This is a genomic window from Devosia chinhatensis (assembly GCF_000969445.1).
GTDB classification, from domain to species: domain Bacteria; phylum Pseudomonadota; class Alphaproteobacteria; order Rhizobiales; family Devosiaceae; genus Devosia; species Devosia chinhatensis.
The window spans coordinates 376,428-396,977 of record NZ_JZEY01000061.1 but is presented as its reverse complement, the minus strand read 5'-3'; the positions used below and the strand labels follow the sequence as shown (position 1 = coordinate 396,977).

General features: G+C 61.4%; 18 protein-coding genes and 1 pseudogene. 15 read left to right on the top strand and 4 right to left on the bottom strand.

Translation table 11 applies throughout. The features are described 5' to 3' along the window. Positions 1-30 precede the first annotated feature (30 nt). Positions 31-633: an exopolysaccharide biosynthesis protein gene (locus tag VE26_RS12270; protein WP_046105546.1), complete on the top strand. Its 603-nt coding sequence runs from the start codon at positions 31-33 to the stop codon at positions 631-633. On the opposite strand, the gene VE26_RS12265 is transcribed toward VE26_RS12270, so the two are convergent. Beyond that, positions 630-1,643 carry an alpha/beta hydrolase gene (locus tag VE26_RS12265; RefSeq protein ID WP_046105545.1) on the bottom strand — a complete coding sequence of 338 codons (1,014 nt, stop codon included), beginning with the start codon at positions 1,641-1,643 and terminating at the stop codon, positions 630-632. The genes VE26_RS12270 and VE26_RS12265 overlap by 4 nt on opposite strands. A 157-nt stretch (positions 1,644-1,800) precedes the next feature. Here VE26_RS12265 and VE26_RS12260 point away from each other — a divergent pair, with 157 nt between their 5' ends. The 3 genes and pseudogenes from VE26_RS12260 to VE26_RS19000 all read left to right on the top strand — a co-directional run. Next, positions 1,801-2,805, top strand: a complete 1,005-nt coding sequence (locus VE26_RS12260; RefSeq protein WP_046105544.1) for a ligase-associated DNA damage response exonuclease — start codon at positions 1,801-1,803, stop codon at positions 2,803-2,805. Continuing rightward, on the top strand, positions 2,802-4,367 hold the full coding sequence (locus VE26_RS12255) for a cisplatin damage response ATP-dependent DNA ligase (protein WP_046105543.1): 1,566 nt from the start codon (positions 2,802-2,804) through the stop codon (positions 4,365-4,367). Before VE26_RS12260 ends, VE26_RS12255 begins: the two co-directional genes overlap by 4 nt. A gap of 75 nt (positions 4,368-4,442) precedes the next feature. Beyond that, positions 4,443-4,580: pseudogene (locus VE26_RS19000) on the top strand (UvrB/UvrC motif-containing protein); the annotation flags it as partial. 160 nt (positions 4,581-4,740) lie between these two features. On the opposite strand, the gene VE26_RS12245 reads toward VE26_RS19000, so the two are convergent. Together VE26_RS12245 and VE26_RS12240 are read right to left on the bottom strand one after the other, a co-directional pair. Next, positions 4,741-5,118 carry a MerR family DNA-binding protein gene (locus tag VE26_RS12245; RefSeq protein ID WP_052715882.1) on the bottom strand — a complete coding sequence of 126 codons (378 nt, stop codon included), beginning with the start codon at positions 5,116-5,118 and terminating at the stop codon, positions 4,741-4,743. Then, positions 5,115-6,824 (bottom strand): long-chain-fatty-acid--CoA ligase, encoded by a 1,710-nt coding sequence (locus tag VE26_RS12240; RefSeq protein WP_046105540.1) that lies wholly within the window; start codon positions 6,822-6,824, stop codon positions 5,115-5,117. Before VE26_RS12240 ends, VE26_RS12245 begins: the two co-directional genes overlap by 4 nt. 351 nt (positions 6,825-7,175) lie before the next feature. Here VE26_RS12240 and VE26_RS12235 point away from each other — a divergent pair, with 351 nt between their 5' ends. From VE26_RS12235 to VE26_RS12200, 9 genes are all read left to right on the top strand, one after another. Next, positions 7,176-9,638, top strand: a complete 2,463-nt coding sequence (locus VE26_RS12235; protein WP_046106297.1) for an acyl-CoA dehydrogenase — start codon at positions 7,176-7,178, stop codon at positions 9,636-9,638. 143 nt (positions 9,639-9,781) lie between these two features. Next, entirely contained in the window at positions 9,782-11,743 is a 1,962-nt protein-coding gene (locus VE26_RS12230) for a 3-hydroxyacyl-CoA dehydrogenase NAD-binding domain-containing protein (protein WP_046105539.1), read from the top strand. Positions 11,744-11,758: 15 nt separating this feature from the next. Continuing rightward, complete coding sequence (locus VE26_RS12225) at positions 11,759-13,045, top strand: acetyl-CoA C-acetyltransferase (RefSeq protein WP_046105538.1); 1,287 nt, start codon at positions 11,759-11,761, stop codon at positions 13,043-13,045. Next, complete coding sequence (locus tag VE26_RS18105) at positions 13,042-13,203, top strand: hypothetical protein (RefSeq protein ID WP_160297845.1); 162 nt, start codon at positions 13,042-13,044, stop codon at positions 13,201-13,203. The genes VE26_RS12225 and VE26_RS18105 overlap by 4 nt, the downstream gene beginning before the upstream one ends. 297 nt (positions 13,204-13,500) lie before the next feature. Beyond that, positions 13,501-15,117: a peptide ABC transporter substrate-binding protein gene (locus VE26_RS12220; protein WP_046105537.1), complete on the top strand. Its 1,617-nt coding sequence runs from the start codon at positions 13,501-13,503 to the stop codon at positions 15,115-15,117. 118 nt (positions 15,118-15,235) lie between these two features. Further along, positions 15,236-16,159, top strand: a complete 924-nt coding sequence (locus VE26_RS12215) for an ABC transporter permease subunit (RefSeq protein WP_046105536.1) — start codon at positions 15,236-15,238, stop codon at positions 16,157-16,159. Continuing rightward, positions 16,159-17,079, top strand: a complete 921-nt coding sequence (locus VE26_RS12210; RefSeq protein ID WP_046105535.1) for an ABC transporter permease — start codon at positions 16,159-16,161, stop codon at positions 17,077-17,079. The genes VE26_RS12215 and VE26_RS12210 overlap by 1 nt, the downstream gene beginning before the upstream one ends. Positions 17,080-17,089: 10 nt before the next feature. Beyond that, complete coding sequence (locus tag VE26_RS12205; protein ID WP_046105534.1) at positions 17,090-18,073, top strand: ABC transporter ATP-binding protein; 984 nt, start codon at positions 17,090-17,092, stop codon at positions 18,071-18,073. Further along, a complete protein-coding gene (locus tag VE26_RS12200) occupies positions 18,073-19,098 on the top strand; it encodes an ABC transporter ATP-binding protein (protein ID WP_046105533.1) in 1,026 nt (341 codons plus the stop codon). Before VE26_RS12205 ends, VE26_RS12200 begins: the two co-directional genes overlap by 1 nt. 3 nt (positions 19,099-19,101) lie before the next feature. Here the strand turns inward: VE26_RS12200 and VE26_RS17190 are convergent, their stop codons facing one another. Beyond that, on the bottom strand, positions 19,102-19,590 hold the full coding sequence (locus tag VE26_RS17190) for a response regulator (protein WP_152658836.1): 489 nt from the start codon (positions 19,588-19,590) through the stop codon (positions 19,102-19,104). 180 nt (positions 19,591-19,770) lie between these two features. Here VE26_RS17190 and ykgO point away from each other — a divergent pair, with 180 nt between their 5' ends. Then, entirely contained in the window at positions 19,771-19,896 is a 126-nt protein-coding gene (gene ykgO / locus VE26_RS12190; RefSeq protein ID WP_046105532.1) for a type B 50S ribosomal protein L36, read from the top strand. A gap of 217 nt (positions 19,897-20,113) precedes the next feature. After that, positions 20,114-20,521 carry a hypothetical protein gene (locus VE26_RS12185; protein WP_046105531.1) on the top strand — a complete coding sequence of 136 codons (408 nt, stop codon included), beginning with the start codon at positions 20,114-20,116 and terminating at the stop codon, positions 20,519-20,521. Positions 20,522-20,550 lie beyond the last annotated feature (29 nt).

Below are 20,550 nucleotides of genomic sequence, written 5' to 3'. Positions count from 1 at the left end.
GAAGCGTTCATCTGCCGAAAGGACACCATCATGACAGCAACGCGGGAAGGCGCGCTCGGCCGGCTCGTCCGAAAGGTCGAAGAACGCGCCGATGCGGGTGAAAAGGTGTCGCTTGGCCTGGTGCAGACCATTGCCGGACAGCGCGCGGCTGGGCCCATGCTGCTTCTTCCGGCCCTGATTGTGATCTCACCACTCAGCATCATTCCCGGCGTTCCGACACTGGTCGGGCTCAATACCATTCTGGTGGCAGGGCAGATCGTGCTGGGGCGCGAGGAGGTATGGCTGCCCAAATGGCTGACCGAGCGCTGCATCTCGGCCGATCATGCGCAAAAGCTGCTCAAGTTCCTTCGCCCGGTCAGCCGGGTCGCCGACGGTGTGGTCAAGCGGCGCGCCCGCTTTATGACAGGCGCGCTGATGCGACGGGTAGGGGCCATGGTCTGCGTCCTTGTCGGGTGCATCATGCCGCTGCTCGAGTTCATTCCCTTCACCTCCACTTGGGCGGCCAGCATCGTTGCGGTCTATGCCTTGTCGATCACGGCCCGCGATGGCCTGCTTGCCATCGCCTGGGCTGGTCTTGTGGGCGTTGTCTTCACGCTGGGGTGGATGATTTTGAAGATGTCCCTCCTCGGCTAGGCGGAAAGCGCCTGGGCGAGATAGGGCAGGGAAACGTCCATGCGGTAATCCACCCCGGAATGGGTGTCGGGAAATTCCTCGTAACGGTGGCTTATGCCACGCTGGTTGAGGGTTTTGTGGATGCGACGGGTGCCGTAGAGGATATTGTACTGATCCTCGGTGCCGCATTCGAGATAGAAGGCCTTGAGCTTTCCAATGGCGTCCGCCTTGGTTTGCACCATGCGGGCCGGGTCCCAGCGAAGCCAGTTTTGCCAGCGCTCCTCGATCAGCTCGCACGTATCCAGCGTCACCGGCAGACGCAGGCCCAAAAAGGCGTTCGGGTCGGGATCTGGATCGAAACTTGCGGCCTGCGCCAGGATCATCAGCACAAGCGTGTCCTTGCCATCGAGCTTGGGTTTGGCTTCGAAGCCGGTCAGCCATTTTTCGATCGAGTTGCCGGATTTGGCCAGGGCGCGGAGCGTGGCGGGAAATTCGGGCAGATAGAGATTTTCAAAGCCTGCATCACCTGAATGGCCGGCGGCGGCAGACCAGATATCGGGGTGGCGCATGGCATGGACCAGAGCGCCAAAACCACCCGACGACTTCCCGAAGACGCCGCGCTTTCCTGCTCCCCCGCAGCCGAAACGCGTTTCGACTTCGGGCAGCATTTCGGCGATGAGGAAATCCTCGTAATTGCCGATAATGGGTGAGTTTACATATTGATTGCCGCCCAGGCGCGAATAGCAATCGGGAAAGGCGACTGCGACCGGGGCCATCTTGCCGTCGCCGATCAGCCGGTCGAGGCGTTCTGGCACGTTTTCGGTGAAGCTCTTCCAGGCTGTATGGGCCGGGCCGCCGGCTGTGTAGCCGACTAGATCGACAAGCAGCGGCAAGTCTTTTCCGTCATGGCCATGGGGAACATAGACATCGACGATGCGGGTGGCGGGATCGCCCAGGCGATTGCCGACAAGCGCCTTGCTGTCGATGGACAGGCGATGGACAGTGCCGGCGGGATGAGTGGTCTTGCGCATGTCGGTCTCCTTGGTTCGAAGGTGTTTTAGAAGATGTTGCGGGAATAAATCCACTCACCCGACCTAGGTTTGCCCACCCAGCTGCTCGCCGTGATTGTGGGGTGATGCGCGAAAGAGGGGACTGAACCGGAGGTCTGCGATAAACGTTGATGATGCCATGAGCCAGCCCATTCTCACTCGCGATCTTTATGTGCCTGCCATCGATGCCTGGATCGATCCGGACACGCCCAAGCCGCGGGCGATCATCACCCATGGCCATGCCGACCACGCGCGAAGCGGCCATGGGGCCGTGCTGGCCACGCCCGAGACCATCGCCATCATGAAGACGCGATACGGCGAGGACTGCGCCGGGCAGTTCGATGCCCTGCGCTTCGGTGAACGGCTCAAGATCGATCAGGCGGTCGTCAGCCTGCATCCGGCGGGACACATTCTGGGCTCGGCGCAGGTCCTGGTGGAGGTCGAGGGCAAGCGAGCCGTGGTTACCGGCGATTACAAGCGCCTGCCCGACCGTACGGCCGAGGCCTTCGAGCCGGTGGAATGCGACCTGCTGGTGACCGAGGCCACATTCGGGCTGCCGGTTTTCCAGCATCCCAAGCCGCAGGCGGAGATTGCCCGTCTGCTGAAGTCGGTTGCCGACCAGCCGGATCGCTGCCATCTGGTGGGATCCTACGCCTTGGGCAAGGCGCAGCGGGTCATCGCGCTGCTGCGCGACGCCGGGTGGGACAGGCCAATCTATCTCCATGGTGCGATGATCCGGTTGTGCGCTCTCTATCAGGAGCTTGGCGTTGACCTAGGCGAACTCATCCCGGCAACCGGCATGCCCAAGGCGGCGATGGCCGGGCAGATCGTGATCGCACCGGCTTCAGCCATTCGCGACCGGTGGAGCCGTCGCTTTCCCGATCCGGTGGTCTGTCAGGCCTCCGGCTGGATGAGTATCAAGCAAAGGGCGCGGCAGGCGCTGGTGGAATTGCCGCTGGTGATCTCCGATCATTGCGACTGGGGCGAACTCAATACGTCCATTCTCGAAAGCGGCGCTTCGACCATCTGGGTGACGCATGGACGGGAGGACGCGCTCGTCTACTGGTGCCGCCAGCAAGGGCTCGAGGCAGAACCCCTGGCCCTGCCTGGCCTCGACGACGATGGCGGGGAGGGGGGAGAGTGAAACGGTTTGCCGACCTGCTTGAACTCTTGGCGCTCACTCCATCGCGGACCCGCAAGATCGCTGCACTGGCGCACTATTTCGCCGAGGTTCCCGATCCCGATCGTGGGCTGGCCCTGGCTGTTCTGACCGGCGAACTCGACATCCGCAACGTCAAGCCGGCTTTGCTCAAAGAGACGGTGTTAGCGGAAGTGGACCCGACGCTCTTTGCTCTCTCCTATGATTACGTGGGCGATCTTGGCGAGACCATCGCGCTGATCTGGCCGCATCATGGCGAAGGAGAATTGCCTCGGCTCAGCACGCTCGTCGATCTTCTCAACCGAACTCCCAAGGCGGAACTGCCAAAGGTAATCGGGGGGCTGTTGAGCCAGGCGGCCATCCACGAGCGCTGGGCGCTCATCAAACTGGCGACCGGGGCCTTGCGCATCGGGGTTTCGGCGCGTCTGGCCAAGACGGCGCTCGCCGAAATGAGCGGGGTCGAATTGCAGGCGATCGAGGAAGTCTGGCACGGGCTCAAGCCGCCCTACGAAGACCTGTTCGCCTGGCTCGAGGGCAGGACCGGACGGCCGGACATCGACCATAATGCGCGCTTTCATCCGTTGATGCTCTCGACGCCGATCGAAGAAAGCGACTTCGAAAAGCTCGATCCGCGAAATTTTTCGGCTGAATGGAAATGGGACGGCATCCGCGTGCAATTGGTCATGGGCAAAGATGGCGTCTCGCTGTTCTCGCGCACCGGTGACGATATTGCGCCCAGCTTTCCGGACGTGGTGGAGGCTGCCATGGGGCGGGCGGTCCTCGATGGCGAATTGCTGGTCGGAGCGGATTTCGACGCCAGGAGCTTCAATGACCTGCAGCAGCGGCTCAACCGCAAGCAGGCGCAGGGCAAACAGATGGCCGAGCTGCCTGCCTTCGTGCGGGTCTATGACATGCTGTTCGACGGCGACGAGGACATTCGCGCGCTGAGTTGGCAGGAACGACGGGCGCGGCTCGAAGCCTGGTTCGCGGCCAATCCGCAGACACGGCTCGATCTATCGGAAATCCTGCCCTATGCGGACTGGGACGATCTGGGGCGATTGCGTCGGCAGGGTGCGGATGAGCATGGCCATGAAGGGGTCATGATCAAGCTGCGCAGTTCGCCCTATGTGCCGGGTCGGCCCAAGGGCTTCTGGTTCAAGTGGAAACGCGATCCCAACGTCGTCGATGCCGTCCTGATGTATGCGCAGCGCGGCCACGGCAAGCGTTCGTCGTTCTATTCGGATTACACGTTCGGGGTGTGGAAGGGGAACGAGATCGTGCCGATCGGCAAAGCCTATTTCGGCTTTACCGACGAAGAACTCAAACAGCTCGATCGCTGGATCCGTGCCCATACCATTGCTGCCTTCGGACCGGTGCGGGAGGTCAAGAAGGAACTGGTTTTCGAAGTCGCGTTTGACAGTGCTCAGAAGAGCGGGCGGCACAAATCCGGCGTGGCCCTGCGTTTCCCGCGCATCAATCGCATCCGCTGGGACAAGCCCGCAAACGAGGCGGCCCGGCTTGAGGACATGGATGCCTTTGTCGGGTGACGCTATCTAGCTCAGCTGGACCGCCATCACGAGGTCTGCATCAACAGGAGAGAGCCAATGTCATCGCGAAGCAACCAAGCGCGACTGGTGGCGCTGGAAAAGCAGATGGACGAAGCGGCGGCAAATTTCGATTTCGAGAGGGCCGCTGCCCTGCGTGACGAAATCGCCCGCTGGAAGGGCGAGGATGCCGAAGCCACCACGATCTTGGACGATCAGGGTAATCCGGTCGAGGTGTCGGTGGGTCAGGCGCCCCCGGGTCAGATGGGGCTGGGCTCCAATGTGCCGGTGCGCCAGCCGCCGAAGGGATGGAAGAAGCCGAAAAAACCCGATTTCATGACCAAGCCCATCAGGGGGCGGGGCGAGACATAGGTGGCTAGGCGGTTTCAGCCAATTTGCGGATTTCGCGCAATTCTCCAATCGTCGTGTCGAGGTCATCCCGCTGGCGCTCGAGCAGCGCGATACGCTCGTCCACCTTTTCTGCCAGCAGGTTGACCTGCTGAGAGCGATCGGCATCGTAAAGGCTCAAATAATCGGAAATGTCGCGCAGCGAAAAACCGAGGCGCTTGCCGCGCAGGATCAGGATCAGACGGGCCCTGTCGCGGCGTCGGAAGATGCGCGTGGCGCCTACCCTTTCGGGCGAAAGCAGGCCTTTGGATTCATAGAAGCGGATGGCGCGGGTGGAGATGCCGAATTCCTTGGCAAGATCGGCAATGGCGAAAAGATCCCGGCTTTCGGCGTCTGCGGTCTTCACTTCTTTTGTGCTTTCCCTTGGGCATATTCCTCGCGCAGCTCCTTCTTGGAGAGCTTGCCGATCAGCGTCTTGGGCAAGGCGTCCTTGAAGATGATTTCGCGCGGCATCTCGATCTTGTTGAGCTTGTCGCGCAGGAATGCCTTGAGAGTGTCTTCGGTGGCAGTCTGGCCCGCCTTGAGCTTGATATAGGCCACAGGTGCCTCGCCACGATATTCGTCGGGCACGCCGATGACATTGACCTCCTCGACCGCCTCGTGGGTCATCAGTGCTTCCTCGATGGTGCGCGGATAGACGTTGAAGCCGGAACAGATGATGAGGTCCTTGATGCGATCGACCAGGAACACATAGCCATCCTCGTCCATGTGCCCGACATCGCCGGTGCGCAGCCAGCCATCCATGAAGGCGTCCTTGCTGGCTTCGGGATTTTCGAAATAGCCGGACATGACCTGTGGACCCTTGACCTGCAATTCCCCGTCCTGGCCGATGCCGACCACGGCTCCAGTGTCGACGTCGACGAAACGGATGTCGGTGCCGGGGAGCGGCAGGCCGATCGACATGGGCTTGCTGGGTTTGCGCAGGGCCGCGCAGCAGACGACGGGGGAGGCTTCGGTAAGGCCATAGCCTTCAGCGAGAATGGCCTTTGAGGATTTCTTGGCAAAGGCGTTGCGCACTTCGTCGGGAAGGGCTGCGCCGCCGGAAATCGCAACCTCCAGCGAGGCCAGCTGATCGGGGGTGACGCTGTCAGCGCGGGCAACGGCGTTGAGCAGGGTGGGCACGGAGGGCAGCACATTGGCCTTGGTGCGGGCAAAAATGCCCAGGAGCGCCTTGAGTTCAAAGCGGGGCAGCATGATGACGGGGATGCCATTGCCCAGCGGCACGTTCATGCACACGGTCATTGCAAAGATATGGAAGAAGGGCAGGACCGCGACGACCTTGGACGGTTCGTAGAAGAGCCCGTCGCCCCATTTGTCGATCTGGCTGACATTGGCGGCGATATTGGCGTGGCTGAGCAGCGCCCCCTTGGGAATGCCGGTAGTGCCGCCGGTATATTGCTGGACGGCGATATCACGTCGCGCGTCGATTTTCACGGGCCCGGGTTTGTCGCCGCGCGCTATCAGCTTTTCGAAGGAGACGATCGTGCTGGCATAGGTGGGTCGCGCCAAGTCCTTGCGCTTGGCCACAGAGAAGAGGATTTTCTTGACCAGTGGCAGGGCATTGGGGAAATGGGCGACGATCAGCGTCCTGACGTGGCCGGCCTTCTGCAGCGCCTCGCCCTTTTCGTAGATCTGCTGGAGGTCGAGCGTCACCATGATGTCGGCGCCGGCATTGGCCGTGATGTGGCTGAGCTCGGGGACCGTATAGAGCGGATTGCAATTCACGACGGTGCCGCCGGCCCGTAGCACGCCGTAATAGGCGACGGGGTAAAAGGGTGTGTTGGGCAGCATCAGCGCAACGCGACTGCCCTTGGTGACACCGAATTGCGATTGCAGCGCTCCGGCGAAGGCATTGATCTGCTCGCCCAACTCGCCGAAGGTCGTTGTGCCTCCGAGAAAATCCAGCGCCAGAGCGCCAGGGTTCCTGGCGCAGGCGGCCAGGACTTGTTCGTGCACGGGCGTTTCATCAACCGGGGCATCCCACAAAATGCCTTCGGGATAGCTGGCGATCCAGGGACGCAGGCTGTCTGGCGCGTTGGCAGTCGTGTCCATTTCGTTTCCTCCTCTGCGCTCGGCCTTTGCGAGCTCGTGGGATTTTCCCGTTGTTTCCGATGGGCCGGAACCCGCAAACTATTCCATGGGTTAACGTTAGCGTCAATTCGATGCCATTGCGGCTTCTACTGGCGCGGACAAGTGCGTCCGGCGATATGGACGTAAAGGGCTGGTAGTTGACGTATAGGTAAACTTGGGTAAAGTGCCGTTATGTGATGTCATGCGGCCGCGCTATGCTGCGCAGCGCGTGCGGACGATGTCAGCCAAGCCCAAAGGGTTCGGCAGCATTGAGAAATGGTGGGCAGCGGCCCCTTTCAGGAGCGGGCCCTGCCATCCGAGGAGGATGAGGGCATGACCCTATTGCTGGTTGCGATCAGTCTTATTGTCTTTGCAACGCTGGCCATGCGGGAAAGCCCGCTCTGGCAATGGGGCGCAGCTTTTGCCGCGATTGGCTTGCTCTCGGGCCTCGATTTCACCCAGGATGGCGCCGTCTATGCCCTGGGCGGGTTCGGCTGGTTCCTGATCGTCTTTGGCGTGATCCTGCTGGTATTGTCCGTCAAGCCCATCCGCATGGCGCTGCTGGTCCCGCCGATCTACGGGGCGGTGCGCTCCATCCTGCCGAAAGTCAGCCGCACCGAGCAGGAAGCGCTCGATGCGGGGACCGTTGGGTGGGATGCGGAGCTGTTTTCCGGGCGCCCCGACTGGGACAAGCTCACGACCATCCGTCCGCTGACGCTGACAGCGGAGGAACAGGCTTTTCTGGACGGTCCGACGGAAGTCGCCTGCAAGATGATCGATGACTGGGACATCCGGCACAACCGGGCCGATCTCAGCCCTGAACTCTGGCAGTTTCTCAAGGACAATGGCTTTCTGGGCATGCTCATCTCCAAGGAGCATGGCGGGCATGGTTTTTCCGCGCAGGCGCAATCGATGATCGTTTCCAAGATTGCCAGCCGCTCGGTTGCCGCGGGCATCACGGTCATGGTGCCCAATTCTCTTGGGCCCGGCGAATTGCTGGAAAAGTATGGCTTGCCGGAACAGAAGGAAAAGTATCTCCACCGGCTGGCCAAGGGCGAGGACGTCCCCTGTTTCGCGCTGACGGGCGTGCATTCGGGGTCCGATGCGGGTGGGATGCGCGATATCGGCATCGTCACCAAGGGCATGCATGAGGGCAGGGAAGTGCTTGGCGTTCGTCTCAGCTTCGACAAGCGCTACATTACCCTTGCGCCCATCGCCACGCTGGTCGGTCTCGCCTTTATCCTCAAGGATCCCGACAATCACCTGGGGCGCGGTGACAATATCGGCATCACCTTGGCGCTGATCCCGCACGATCATCCGGGGCTCGATATCGGCCGCCGGCATTTCCCGGCTCGCCAGGCGTTCATGAACGGCCCGGTGCGCGGCACAGACATGTTCATTCCCATGGATTTTCTCATCGGCGGCACCCAATATGCCGGCCAGGGATGGCGGATGCTGATGGAATGCCTGTCAACAGGGCGTGCCATTTCCCTACCGGCCATCGGCACGACCTCGATAAAAGCGACCTTGCGGGCGACGTCGGCCTATGCGCGGGTGCGTCGACAGTTCGGCATTCCCGTGGGCCTCATGGAAGGCGTGGCCGAACCGCTCGGAGAGATGGTCAAGCGCGCCTATATGTATGAGGCGGCCCGCCGCCTGACGGCCTCGATGGTGGACGAGGGCCAGCGCCCGGCCGTGATTGCGGGCCTGCTCAAATACACCACGACCGAAGCGATGCGCGACAGCATGGATGACGCGTTCGACATCCAGGGTGGTCGTGCCATCCAGGACGGACCGGGCAATTATCTGTTCGGCGCCTATCAGGCGCTGCCGGTGGCCATCACCGTGGAGGGGGCCAATATCCTCACCCGCACGCTCATGACCTTCGCCCAGGGCGTGTTGCGGGCGCATCCCTATCTGCTGCGCGAAGTGCAGGCAGCGCAGAACAAGGACAAGCGTGCAGGTATCGATGCTTTCGATTCCGCCTTTGGCGGGCATACCAAGTTCATGCTGCGCAATATCGTTGCGAGCTTTCTGCACGGCATGAGCAATGGCGCCTTTGCCTCCTCGCCCAATGAAGGGCCGATGGCGCGCTGGTATCGTCGGCTGCATCGCTATGCCCAGGATTTCGCGCTGGTTGCCGACTGGACGACTGTCGTCCTTGGTGGTGCTCTCAAGCGCAAGCAGAAGCTGTCCGGCCGCATGGCGGACCTTCTGGGTGAACTCTATCTGATGTCGGCCACGCTCAAGCGTTTCGACGAAGAGGGGCGCATCGGTGACGATCGCGATCTGGTCGATGCCATCATGGAGGACCGCGTCGCCAATATCGAACGCATCTTCGGGGAGGTGTTCGCCAATTTCCCCAATCCGGTCTTCGCCAATGCCATGCGCTTCCTGTGCTTTCCGCTCGGCCGGCACGCCAAGCGCGCCAGCGACCGGGTTAATTATCGTTTCGTGCGGTCCATCCTGCGTCCGGGCGCCTTCCGCGACCGCCTGACGACGGGCATCTTCGTGTCCATGGACCCCAATGACGTTACGGGCGTTCTGGAAGATGCGTTTATCAAGGTGACCGAAGCCGAGGAGATCGAGTCCCGCTTTACCAAGGCGGCGCGCAAGGGCGTGTTCGAACGCCGGCTGGATCGGGATGCGGTTGCCGATGCCGTGGCGGCCGGTGTCCTTAACGACAACGAGGCGGGAATCATGCGGGCCGCCGACGAGGCCACCAATCGGGCCGTGCATGTCGATGATTTCGAGATGGATGTGCTCAAGCCGACGACGCAGCAGGCTGCCGAGTAGGGGCAGGCACGAACGCGGAGGTATTCCGGCGAAAGCTGAATTCTCCGCCAGAATGTAAACAGGGGTTCCCGTTGTCGCGGGAATGACCCGGCGGTGGATAAGTGTTCACCGCGACGGACGAAGATCCGCATCGAGGAAAAACCATGATCGCCCCACAGGCAACCGAGACGAAACACTGGAGCTTTCACACCGATCTCGAAAAGATCGGCTGGCTGACCATTCACTCGCCCGAAGGATCGGTGAACGTACTCAGCCGTGAAGCGATCATGGAGCTCGAAACGCTGGTGGCACGGTTCGAGGACCTGGCCAGTTCGGACCAATTGGTCGGCGTCGTGCTGCTCTCGGGCAAGGAATCCGGCTTCATCGCCGGTGCCGATGTCAGTGAGTTCGACGCGATGAGCGATTTTTCCGTCCTGCCCGAGGCGCTGAAGCGTACGCATGCATTGTTTGCCCGCATCGAAGAGCTCAAAATTCCGGTTGTTGCCGGCATTCACGGGTTTTGCCTCGGCGGTGGACTGGAGCTTGCGCTGGCGTGCCATTACCGGATCGCGGTCAATGACGAAAAGACCCGCATCGGGTTCCCCGAGGTCAATCTGGGGATCTTCCCCGGCTTCGGCGGCACGGGACGCTCGGTCCGGCAGGCCGGCCCGGTCGATGCCATGCAGATCATGCTGACCGGCAAGATGCTGCGGGCCGGCGCGGCGCGGGGCCTCAACCTCGTCGACAAACTGGTGCGCCATCGCGACATGCTGCGCTGGGAGGGTCGCAAGGCCGTGTTGCAGCGCCGCAAGTCCCAGCCGGCGTCCCTCGCCAAGCGCGCCATGGCCTGGCCATTGCTACGCGACTACCTCGCCAACAAAATGCGCGCCGAAGTGGGCAAGAAAGCCAATCGCGTCAATTATCCGGCGCCCTATGCGCTCATCGAATTGTTCGAGCAGCATGGCCATGACTGGCAGGCCATGATCCGGCATGAGATCGACGCCTTTGTGCCGCTGATGGGATCGCTGACCGCCACCAATCTGCGGCGCGTCTTCTTCTTGTCCGAGAGCCTCAAGAAGCAGGGGCTCAAGGGGGCGAAGTTCTCGCGCGTCCATGTCATCGGGGCGGGCGTGATGGGGGGCGATATTGCGGCGTGGTGCGCCTATCGCGGCATGATCGTGACCCTTCAGGACCTCGACATGGCACGAATCCAGCCCGCGCTCGACCGCGCCAAGAAGCTGTTCCAGAAGCGCTACAAGAAAAAGCGCGAGGTCGATGCCGCCATGCTGCGGCTCACCGCCGATCCGCAGGGCAAGGGTGCCAGCCGTGCCGATGTCATCATCGAGGCGGTGGTGGAAAAACTCGAGGTCAAGCAATCCATTTTCAAGGGGGTGGAAGGCCAGCTCAAGCCCGGTGCAATCCTGGCCACCAACACGTCCTCGATCGAACTCGAGCGGATCGCGGAGGCATTGCAGGATCCTGCACGCCTGATCGGTTTGCATTTCTTCAATCCGGTTGCGCAACTGCCGCTGGTGGAAGTCATTCGCTCCCGGTTCAATTCCGACGAGGCCATCGGCAAGGGCGCCAGCTTTGCCCAGGCCATTGGCAAATCACCGGTCGTGGTCAAGTCGGCGCCCGGCTTTCTCGTCAATCGTGTGCTCATGCCCTATATGCTGGGCGCAGTGGAGCGGGTCGAGCGTGGCGAAAGCAAGGAATTGCTGGATGCGGCTGCGGTGGCTTTCGGCATGCCGATGGGCCCCATCGAGCTGATGGACACAGTCGGGCTCGACGTGGGTAAGTCCGTGGCGACGGAACTGGGCCATGCCGTTCCCGAAAACAGCCGCTTTGCCCAACTGATTGCCGAAGGCAAGCTCGGCCGCAAGACCGGCGAAGGTTTCTACAAGTGGGAGAAAGGCAAGGCCATCAAAGGCGAGGCACCTGCTCATGCCGATCTGGCCGGGTTGGGCCGGGAATTGGTGCGGCCGCTGGTCGACATGACGGAGATCGTCGTTTCCGAAGGCGTGGTGTCGTCTCCCGAGATGGCCGATATCGGCGTCATAATGGGCACCGGATTTGCCCCGTTCCTGGGCGGTCCGATGAAGGCCCGCGCCGATGGCCGCGCGTAAGAGGAGATAAGCAAAATGACCGAACTCAAGCGCGTCGCCATTGTCGGCTCGGCTCGTATTCCCTTCGCCCGCGGCGGCACCGCCTATACGGATGAAACCAATCTCTCCATGCTGGGCGCCACTATTGCGGGATTGGCGGACAAGTATGGTCTCAAGGGCCAAAAGGTCGACGAAGTGATTGCGGGCGCCGTAATCAACCATTCGCGCGACTTCAACATAGCCCGCGAGGCGCTGCTCGATGCCGGGCTTGACCCGCGCACGCCAGGCACGACCATGCAGATCGCTTGCGGCACGAGCCTGCAAGCCGCGCTTGTGCTGGCGGGCAAGATTGCCTCCGGACAGATCGAAAGCGGCATCGCTGCGGGCTCCGATACAGTATCGGACAGCCCCATCGTCTTCGGCTCCAAGTTCCAGCACAGGCTTCTGGCCGCCAATGCGGCCAAGACCACCGGGCAAAAGGCCAAGGCCTTTACCAAAGGCTTTTCCTTTGGTGAGCTGACGCCGGTCGCGCCGTCTGTCAACGAGCCGCGCACGGGCTTGTCCATGGGTCAGCATTGCGAATTGATGGCACAGGAATGGCGCATTTCCCGGCAGGAGCAGGATGCACTGGCGGTAGCCAGCCATCGCAATGCCGCCAAAGCCTATGAAGAGGGCTTTCACGACGATCTGCTGGTGCAATGTGCTGGCCTCGTGCGCGACAATAATGTGCGCGCCGACGCCAATCTCGACAAGATGGCGACCCTGAAACCTGCCTTTGACAAGAAGAGTGGCAATGGCACGTTGACGGCGGGTAATTCCACCCCGCTGACCGATGGCGCTGCCGCAGTGCTCTTGGCTTCCGAAGAATGGGCGCGGGCCCGCGGCCTGCCCATTCTGGCCTATCTCACCACGGGTCGCGTTGCGGGAAATGATTTCGCCCACGGCGAAGGCCTGCTGATGGCGCCGACAATCGCTGTATCCGAAATGCTTTCCCGGGCGGGCCTGGGCTTTGACGACATCGACTATTTTGAGCTTCATGAGGCCTTTGCGGCCCAGGTGCTGTGTACGCTCAAGGCGTGGAAGGACCCGACTTATTGCCGCGATGTGCTGGGACGCGACACGGTATTGGGTGACATCGACCCCGCCAAGATCAACGTCAAGGGCTCAAGCCTTGCCTATGGGCATCCTTTTGCCGCGACAGGCGCGCGCATTCTTGGCCTCACCGCCAAGCTCCTGGCCGGGCAAACGGGCAAACGCGCCCTGATCTCGGTTTGCACGGCCGGTGGCATGGGTGTCGCCGCTCTGGTGGAAAGCGCGGCATGAGCGACAATGTCCTGAAATTCCGGCGGCCCGAAAAGCAGCCCGAGCCGCCGGTGAAGAAACCGCGCGGCCCGCTGCCGGCCTGGTTGCCCTTTGCCGTTCTGCTCGCTGTCGCGCTGGTCATCTATCTCGTCCAGCACAGCGGCGGCCTGACGCTTTAACAATCGGCTCAACCTGCATTTTCCCCGGCCTTATCAAAGGACAGTGAGGGCATGATTTTGCCTAAAATACGCAATTGCCGCAAAGCTGTGCGTTAGCAAACGATGCACAAGACGTGTTCACAATCGGCGCGAGGCTGACGCTTAGGTCAATCTTTTGCTTGTCAGTGGACGGAAATGCGGGATACCGTCCAGCCCGTCGCAAGGGGCCAGTACTGGCTCTTCACCGATTTTGCCCGCGCCCAGGAATGCGCGGCGACATAAAATATTCAAGGAATTCCACAAGGAGATGGGACGATAATGAAGCTCACCACAACCTTTAAGGCGGTAACGGCCGCGGGCGTATTTGCCCTGATGATGAGCACGGCGGCCTCTGCCGTGACGCTGCAGCTGCATAATGGTGGCGATCCGCGTACCCTTGACCCGCACAAGGCATCGGGCAATTGGGAAGATCGCCCGATCAGCGACTACATCGAAGGCCTGATGACGCTTGACGCGGCTGGTGAGCCGATCCTGGGCCAAGCTGCCTCCTACGAGGTTTCCGAAGACGGCCTCGTCTATACTTTCACCCTGCGCGACGATGCCGTGTGGTCCGATGGGACGCCCGTCACTGCACAGGATTTCGTGCTCGGCGCGCAGCGCCTGCAGGACCCGGCAACAGCTTCGAGCTATGCCTACCTCAACCATTTCATCCTCAACGCCGAAGCCATCAACTCGAGCGAAATCACCGATTTCGACGAGCTCGGCGTCAAGGCGCTCGACGACAAGACCGTCGAGATCACTCTCAATGCGCCTACGCCGTATCTGCTGGCGGCGCTGACCCATTATACCGCCTATCCGGTTCCGTCCCATGTCGTGGAGGAGGTTGGTGAAGAGTGGAGCCAGGTCGGCAATCTCGTCGCCAATGGCCCTTATATTCCGGTCGAGTGGGTCCCCGGCTCGTTCATCCGTTCTGAAAAGAACGAAAGCTATTACGACGCCGCCAATGTCGCGATCGATGAAGTGGTCTACCACATCACCGAAGACGACAATGCCGCGCTCAACCGCTACCGTGCGGGTGAATTCGATATCCTGTCGAGCTTCCCTGCCGACCAGTATCAGCTGCTGCAGGACCAGTATCCAGGCGAAGCCCACGTGGCCCCGTTCCTGGGCGTCTATTACTACGTGATGAACCAGTCGCTGCCTGAACTTCAGGACGTCAATGTCCGCAAGGCGCTCTCGATCGCGATCAACCGCGAAGTGATCGGTCCGGACGTGCTGGGCACCGGCGAACTGCCGGCCTATGGCTGGGTCCCGCCGGGCACTGCAAACTTTCCTTCCGAAGCCTACATGCCCGAATGGGCCAGCGAGGACTACGGCGCACGCGTCGAGGAAGCCACTGCGCTGATGGAAGCAGCGGGCTATTCTGCGGACAATCCGCTCAGCCTGCAGCTGCGCTATAACACCAACGAAAACCACCGCCGTATCGCCGTGGCGATCGCCTCCATGTGGGAGCCGATCCATGTCCGCGTCGAGCTGTTCAACGCCGAAGTGGGTCCCCATTACGATGCCCTGCAGGAAGGTGACTTCCAGATCGGCCGCGCCGGCTGGCTGATGGACTATAACGATGCGTCCAATATGCTTGACCTGCTCAAGTCCGGCACCGAACAGGCCGGCGGCACCGTGGCATGGGGCAACAATTATGGCCGCTATTCCAATGCGGAATACGACGACCTGCTGACCCAGGCCATGAGCGAACTGGATCTGGAAGCCCGCGGCGAGCTGCTGGCCCAGGCCGAAAAGATCGCCATGGATGAGTTCGGCGTGCTGCCGATCTACTACTACGTTTCCAAGTGGGTGGTTTCGCCCCGGATTTCCGGCTTCGAGGACAATCCGGTCGACCGTCACCTGACCCGTTATCTCTCCAAGTCCGAGTAACGTGATCCCCGGGATCGCCGCCCACCGGCGGCGGTCCCTCTTTTGATTTTTTCCGTTCTGCCCGAGCGCCAGAGGCCCCTTTGAGCCCGCGCCGGTTCTGCGGACGAGGAACGCCAAAATGCTCGCATATGCGTTGCGACGGGTGCTTTCAGCCATCCCGGTCGCCCTGATCGCCGTTACGGCGTGTTTCTTCATTCTCCGGCTTGCCCCCGGCGGCCCGTTCGACGCCGAACGCGCCTTGCCGGCCAATATCCTGCGCAATCTGCGGGCAGCCTATGACCTCGATCAGCCTCTGATCGTGCAATATTTCCTGTATCTGGGGCGGTTGCTTCAGGGCGATCTGGGCCCGTCCATGGTGGTGCAGGACTTCACCGTGTCGCAATTGCTGGCGCTGGGCCTGCCCTTTTCGATCATGCTGGGGCTTACCGCCTTCGTTATTGCCACTGCCATTGGCCTTTTGGCCGGCATGGTGGCGGCCGTGACGCAGAACAAGTGGCCCGATTATGTGCTCGTCCTCGTGGTGATGATCGGCGTTATCGTGCCGAACTTCCTCATGGGCAGCCTGTTGCAGCTGGTGTTCGGCGTCTATCTCAAATGGTTGCCGGCCGGTGGCTGGCGAGCCGGCTCGATCGCTCATCTCATCCTGCCGATCACGGTTCTGGCCTGGCCGCATGCGGCGCGCATCTCGCGCCTGATGCGCGGCTCGATGATCGAAGTTCTGGGCAGCAATTACGTGCGCACGGCACGGGCCAAAGGCCTTGGCCAGCGGCTGGTCCTGGCCCGGCATGCCATCAAGCCGGCGCTCATCCCCGTCGTGTCCTATCTCGGGCCGGGCCTGTCATACCTGCTCACCGGATCGCTGATCGTTGAACAGATCTTCGGCCTTCCCGGTATCGGCAAGTACTTCATCAACGCCGCGCTCAACCGGGATTACGGTCTCGTTCTGGGCACGGTGGTGCTCTACATGGCGCTCATTCTCGTTCTCAATCTGCTCGTCGATCTCGCCTATGCCTGGCTCGATCCCAAGGTGAGGTACCGCTGATGCCCGGCATTACACGCAAGGACGAAACGCTGACGGCTTATGCCGAAAAGCTGGCAAAGCTGGATGCGCCCAAGGGCCGTTCGCTCACCGACGACGCGATCCGGCGCCTCCTGGCCAACAAGGCAGCGATGGTATCGCTGTTCGTGCTGGCAGCCATCGTGCTGATTGCCATCATCGGCCCCTATTTCCTGCCCTGGGGCTATTCACAAGTGGATTGGTCTTCGATCCGCAAGCCGCCCAATTTCGAGGCCGGACATTTCCTGGGCACGGACCAGAACGGCCGGGATCTGCTGGCGCGCCTGCTTCAGGGTACCCAGATGAGCCTGATCGTCGCGCTCGTCGCCACCCTCGTCTCGGTGGTGATCGGGATCATCTATGGCGCGGTATCGGGCTATTTCGGCGGTCGGGTCGACGCGGTCATGATGCGCTTCGTCGATATCATGTATGCGCTGCCCTATATCCTGTTCGTCATCATTCTCGTGGTGATCTTCGGGCGCAGCCCCATCCTTCTCTTCATCGGCATCGGGGCGCTGGAATGGCTGACCATGGCGCGTATCGTGCGCGGTCAGACGCTCTCGCTCAAGGAACGCGAATTCATCGAGGCGGCACGAGCCGGCGGCGCCAAGCCCTGGACCATAATTACCCGCCATATTGTGCCTAATCTCACCGGACCGGTCGTGATCTACGCGACCCTGACCATTCCCGAAATCATCATCGTGGAAAGCTTCCTGTCCTATCTCGGGCTCGGTATCCAGGAGCCGCAGACCTCTCTGGGGACCCTGATCTCGGAGGGTGCACAGGTCACCGAAGTCATGCCTTGGCTGCTGATCGGCCCGGCTGCCGTGCTGGTTACCCTGTTGTTGTGCCTCACCTATGTGGGCGACGGGTTGCGCGACGCGCTCGATCCCAAGGACCGCTGAGGAAATCGTCATGAGTAAAGTACTGGACGTACAGGACCTCGGTGTCACTTTCGCACTGCATGAAAGCGAAGTGCGGGCGGTCAACAATTTGAGCTTCTCGCTCGAGGCCGGCGAAACACTGGCTGTGGTTGGCGAGAGCGGATCGGGCAAAAGCCAGGCCTTCCTGTCGATCATGGGCCTTCTGGCCAAGAATGGTCGCACCTCGGGCAAGGCCATGATGGGCGACATCAATCTCGTGGGCATGCGCACCGGGCAGCTGGATCATATCCGGGGCAAGGACATCGCCATGATCTTCCAGGATCCGATGACCTCGCTCAATCCCAGCCTCAAGGTGAAAACGCAGCTCTCCGAAGTGCTGGTCAAGCACAGGGGTTTTGACAAGACCAAAGCCACCAAAGCTGCGGTGGAAATGCTGGAGCGCGTGGGTATTCCCGAGCCGGCCAAGCGCGCCAACGCCTATCCCCATGAAATGAGCGGTGGCATGCGGCAGCGCGTGATGATCGCCATGGCGCTGTTGTGCCAGCCCAAGATCCTGATTGCCGACGAGCCGACGACGGCGCTGGACGTCACCGTTCAGGCGCAGATGCTGGATCTCTTCAAGTCGCTGACCGAAGATTTCGGCACCTCGCTCGTGCTGATCACGCACGATCTGGGCGTCGTGGCCGGCGTGGCGGACCGCATGATGGTGATGTATGGCGGCCGTGCAGTGGAAAAGGGCACCGTGAACGACCTGTTCTATGACCCGCGCCATCCCTATACGCTGGGTTTGCTGCACTCCACACCGCATATCGCGCACCGATCGGCCCGATTGGAGCCGATCAAGGGCCTGCCGCCAAGCCTAGAACATCTGCCCAAGGGTTGTTCGTTCAATCCGCGGTGCGATTTCTGTTTCGACAGGTGCCTTGAGGAGCGGCCGCCGCTGATGCCGACCGAAGGTGGGCGGGAAAAGGCCTGTTTCTATGAAGGGCCGCTCAAGGACAGGAAGGTCGCGTGATGATCGGGACACAAGAAAACCTGCTGGAAATCCGCGATCTGAAGAAGACTTTCTCGATCGCCACCGGCCTTTTTTCCAAGAAATTGACGCTGACCGCGTTGTCGGACATCAACTTCAATGTCCGCAAAGGCGAAACGCTGGGCATCGTGGGGGAGAGCGGCTGCGGAAAGTCGACCCTGGGGCGCTGCATCCTGCAATTGATCAGCCCCGACGAGGGGCAGGTGCTCTGGCTGGGCCAGGACCTGACGCGCGTTCCGGCCGAGGAGATGCGCAAGCGCCGGGCCGACCTGCAGATCATTTTCCAGGACCCCCTGGCCTCGCTCAATCCCCGCATGACTGTGGGGGAGATCATCGAAGATCCTCTGCGGGCGCTCAAGCCTGATCTCAGCAAGACCGAGCGGCGGGCTCGCGTGGTGCGGGTTATGGAGGCCGTTGGCCTGTTGCCGGAAATGATCAATCGCTATCCGCACGAATTCTCGGGCGGGCAGGCGCAACGCATCGGCATTGCCCGGGCGCTGATCACGGAGCCCAAGCTTATCGTCTGCGACGAGCCTGTTTCGGCCCTCGACGTGTCGATCCAGGCGCAGATTCTGAACCTGCTGGCTGAGCTCAAGGACGAGTTCGGGCTGACGCTGATCTTCATCTCGCACAACCTCTCGGTGGTGCGGCACGTATCCGACCGCATCCTCGTGCTCTATCTGGGCCGCATCGTGGAACTGGCGAGCGGGGACCAGATCTATGACGATCCGCTGCATCCCTATACACGCGCGCTGCTGACCGCCGTGCCCATACCCGACCCGAAGCTTGCCCGGCAGCGCAATATCGACGCGCTAAGAGGGGAAATTCCGTCGCCGATCAATCCGCCCTCGGGATGCGCCTTCCGCACCCGGTGCCGGTTTGCCAAGCCGGAATGTGCCCAGACCCGCCCACCGCTTGAAACGGTGGAGGGGGAACGGCTCGTGGCCTGCATTCGCTGGCAGGAAATTCAGGGCGAGCGGGTCATCGAGGGCACGGCAAGCCTTTAGGGCCTAGTCGCCGGTGCGACGATCCTGGTCGCCGACGTCCACCTGACGCCGGCGACGGTCGGGGCCGGTATAGGTTTCGGCTTCAATGAAGGCGCGCGGCTTGCTGGCAATGGTTTCGAGCCTGGACTGCAGGTGCGCTACGGCAAAGGGCTTGCGCAGGAACTCGGTGACCCCGGCGTCACGGGCAGCGGTGATGCTTGCCGCGTCCGGCGCTGCCGACATCATGATGACAGGCGCCAGCCTGTTGATGCCGGTTGGGTTGGCGCGCAGGCGTCGCACCAGGTCGACGGCGTCGGGCTCGGCGACGGCATCGTCGATGACGATGACATCATAGGCACGCCGATCGAGCTCGGTCAGGGCCTGGCTGGACGTATTGACCTCGCGGATGTCCCGCCTTCCCAGCGTGCGAAACATGCTGGCCACGAGGGATGCCATATGGGGTTGAGGATCGATGATCAGGACGCCGTGCTTGGTGATGGTTTCTTTGGCCATGGTCGTTGCTTTGGCTGGTTTTGCGCGATCATACGTATTGGCCGTCACTTGGCCGTTAACATGTGGCAAAACAATAAAAAGGGTGAGCGTCGCGCGTTGACAGGGCGCGGCATATCCCCTAAGACGAGGCCAGTTTTCGGGCGCCTTGGCGCCCCTTTTGTTTGACCGAGGATTAAGAAGATGAAGATCCGCAACTCGCTGAAGGCGTTGATGACTCGCCACCGCGCGAACAAGCTCGTCCGCCGTCGCGGCCGCGTTTACATCATCAATAAGGTGGACAAGCGCTTCAAGGCCCGTCAGGGCTAATCAAGGCGTTCTGCATTCGAAGGGCCCGTACCAGATTGGTGCGGGCCCTTCGCTTTTGTGACCTCGCTTGTGTCGTTAACCACACAACAAGCTTAGCGATTTCAACGCGTTGCCCGATGCTACCAAGCTGCTAAGACTGCTCCGCCGGTCGAAGCCGGCTGCGTCATCTCTGCCAAAGGGCCAGGATAGTCCGACGGCACCTGCCTGCGATATTTCCATGTTTCCCAGCCGGACGATCAGCCTGGTCATCGAAAGACCATGTGCGGAAGTCTATGCCTTCCTGGCCGATCCGCGAACGCTCGCCCAGTGGACCGAAGGGCTGCTGCACGAGCCGCTGATCGCGCTGGATACCTGGACATGGACCACCGCTCATGACGGCCAGCCGGTAGTCATCCATTTCACGCCACCCAATCAGCATGGCGTGCTCGATATCCGGCTCGACCTCGTCGACCTGATCGAGCGGCACTATCGCGTGCGGGTGTTTACCAATGGCACGGCGACCGAATTGTGCTGCACAGTCTTGCAAAGTGCAGGTGAGGACGACGCCCATTTCGCCTCCGAGTGCGAATGGCTGCGCACCGATCTCAAGCTGCTCAAGACCTTTCTCGAAGCGCGTTCGGTATAATGAAAAACGCCACCCTTGCGGGTGGCGTT

Excerpts from the sequence above, each read along its gene's own strand:
- VE26_RS12270 (WP_046105546.1), top strand. The coding sequence starts at position 31 with ATGACAGCAACGCGGGAAGGCGCGCTCGGCCGGCTCGTCCGAAAGGTC.
- VE26_RS12265 (WP_046105545.1), bottom strand. The coding sequence starts at position 1,643 with ATGCGCAAGACCACTCATCCCGCCGGCACTGTCCATCGCCTGTCCATC.
- VE26_RS12260 (WP_046105544.1), top strand. The coding sequence starts at position 1,801 with ATGAGCCAGCCCATTCTCACTCGCGATCTTTATGTGCCTGCCATCGAT.
- VE26_RS12240 (WP_046105540.1), bottom strand. The coding sequence starts at position 6,824 with ATGGACACGACTGCCAACGCGCCAGACAGCCTGCGTCCCTGGATCGCC.
- VE26_RS12235 (WP_046106297.1), top strand. The coding sequence starts at position 7,176 with ATGACCCTATTGCTGGTTGCGATCAGTCTTATTGTCTTTGCAACGCTG.
- VE26_RS12230 (WP_046105539.1), top strand. The coding sequence starts at position 9,782 with ATGATCGCCCCACAGGCAACCGAGACGAAACACTGGAGCTTTCACACC.
- VE26_RS12225 (WP_046105538.1), top strand. The coding sequence starts at position 11,759 with ATGACCGAACTCAAGCGCGTCGCCATTGTCGGCTCGGCTCGTATTCCC.
- VE26_RS18105 (WP_160297845.1), top strand. The coding sequence starts at position 13,042 with ATGAGCGACAATGTCCTGAAATTCCGGCGGCCCGAAAAGCAGCCCGAG.
- VE26_RS12220 (WP_046105537.1), top strand. The coding sequence starts at position 13,501 with ATGAAGCTCACCACAACCTTTAAGGCGGTAACGGCCGCGGGCGTATTT.
- VE26_RS12215 (WP_046105536.1), top strand. The coding sequence starts at position 15,236 with ATGCTCGCATATGCGTTGCGACGGGTGCTTTCAGCCATCCCGGTCGCC.
- VE26_RS12210 (WP_046105535.1), top strand. The coding sequence starts at position 16,159 with ATGCCCGGCATTACACGCAAGGACGAAACGCTGACGGCTTATGCCGAA.
- VE26_RS12205 (WP_046105534.1), top strand. The coding sequence starts at position 17,090 with ATGAGTAAAGTACTGGACGTACAGGACCTCGGTGTCACTTTCGCACTG.
- VE26_RS12200 (WP_046105533.1), top strand. The coding sequence starts at position 18,073 with ATGATCGGGACACAAGAAAACCTGCTGGAAATCCGCGATCTGAAGAAG.
- VE26_RS17190 (WP_152658836.1), bottom strand. The coding sequence starts at position 19,590 with ATGGCCAAAGAAACCATCACCAAGCACGGCGTCCTGATCATCGATCCT.
- ykgO (WP_046105532.1), top strand. The coding sequence starts at position 19,771 with ATGAAGATCCGCAACTCGCTGAAGGCGTTGATGACTCGCCACCGCGCG.
- VE26_RS12185 (WP_046105531.1), top strand. The coding sequence starts at position 20,114 with ATGTTTCCCAGCCGGACGATCAGCCTGGTCATCGAAAGACCATGTGCG.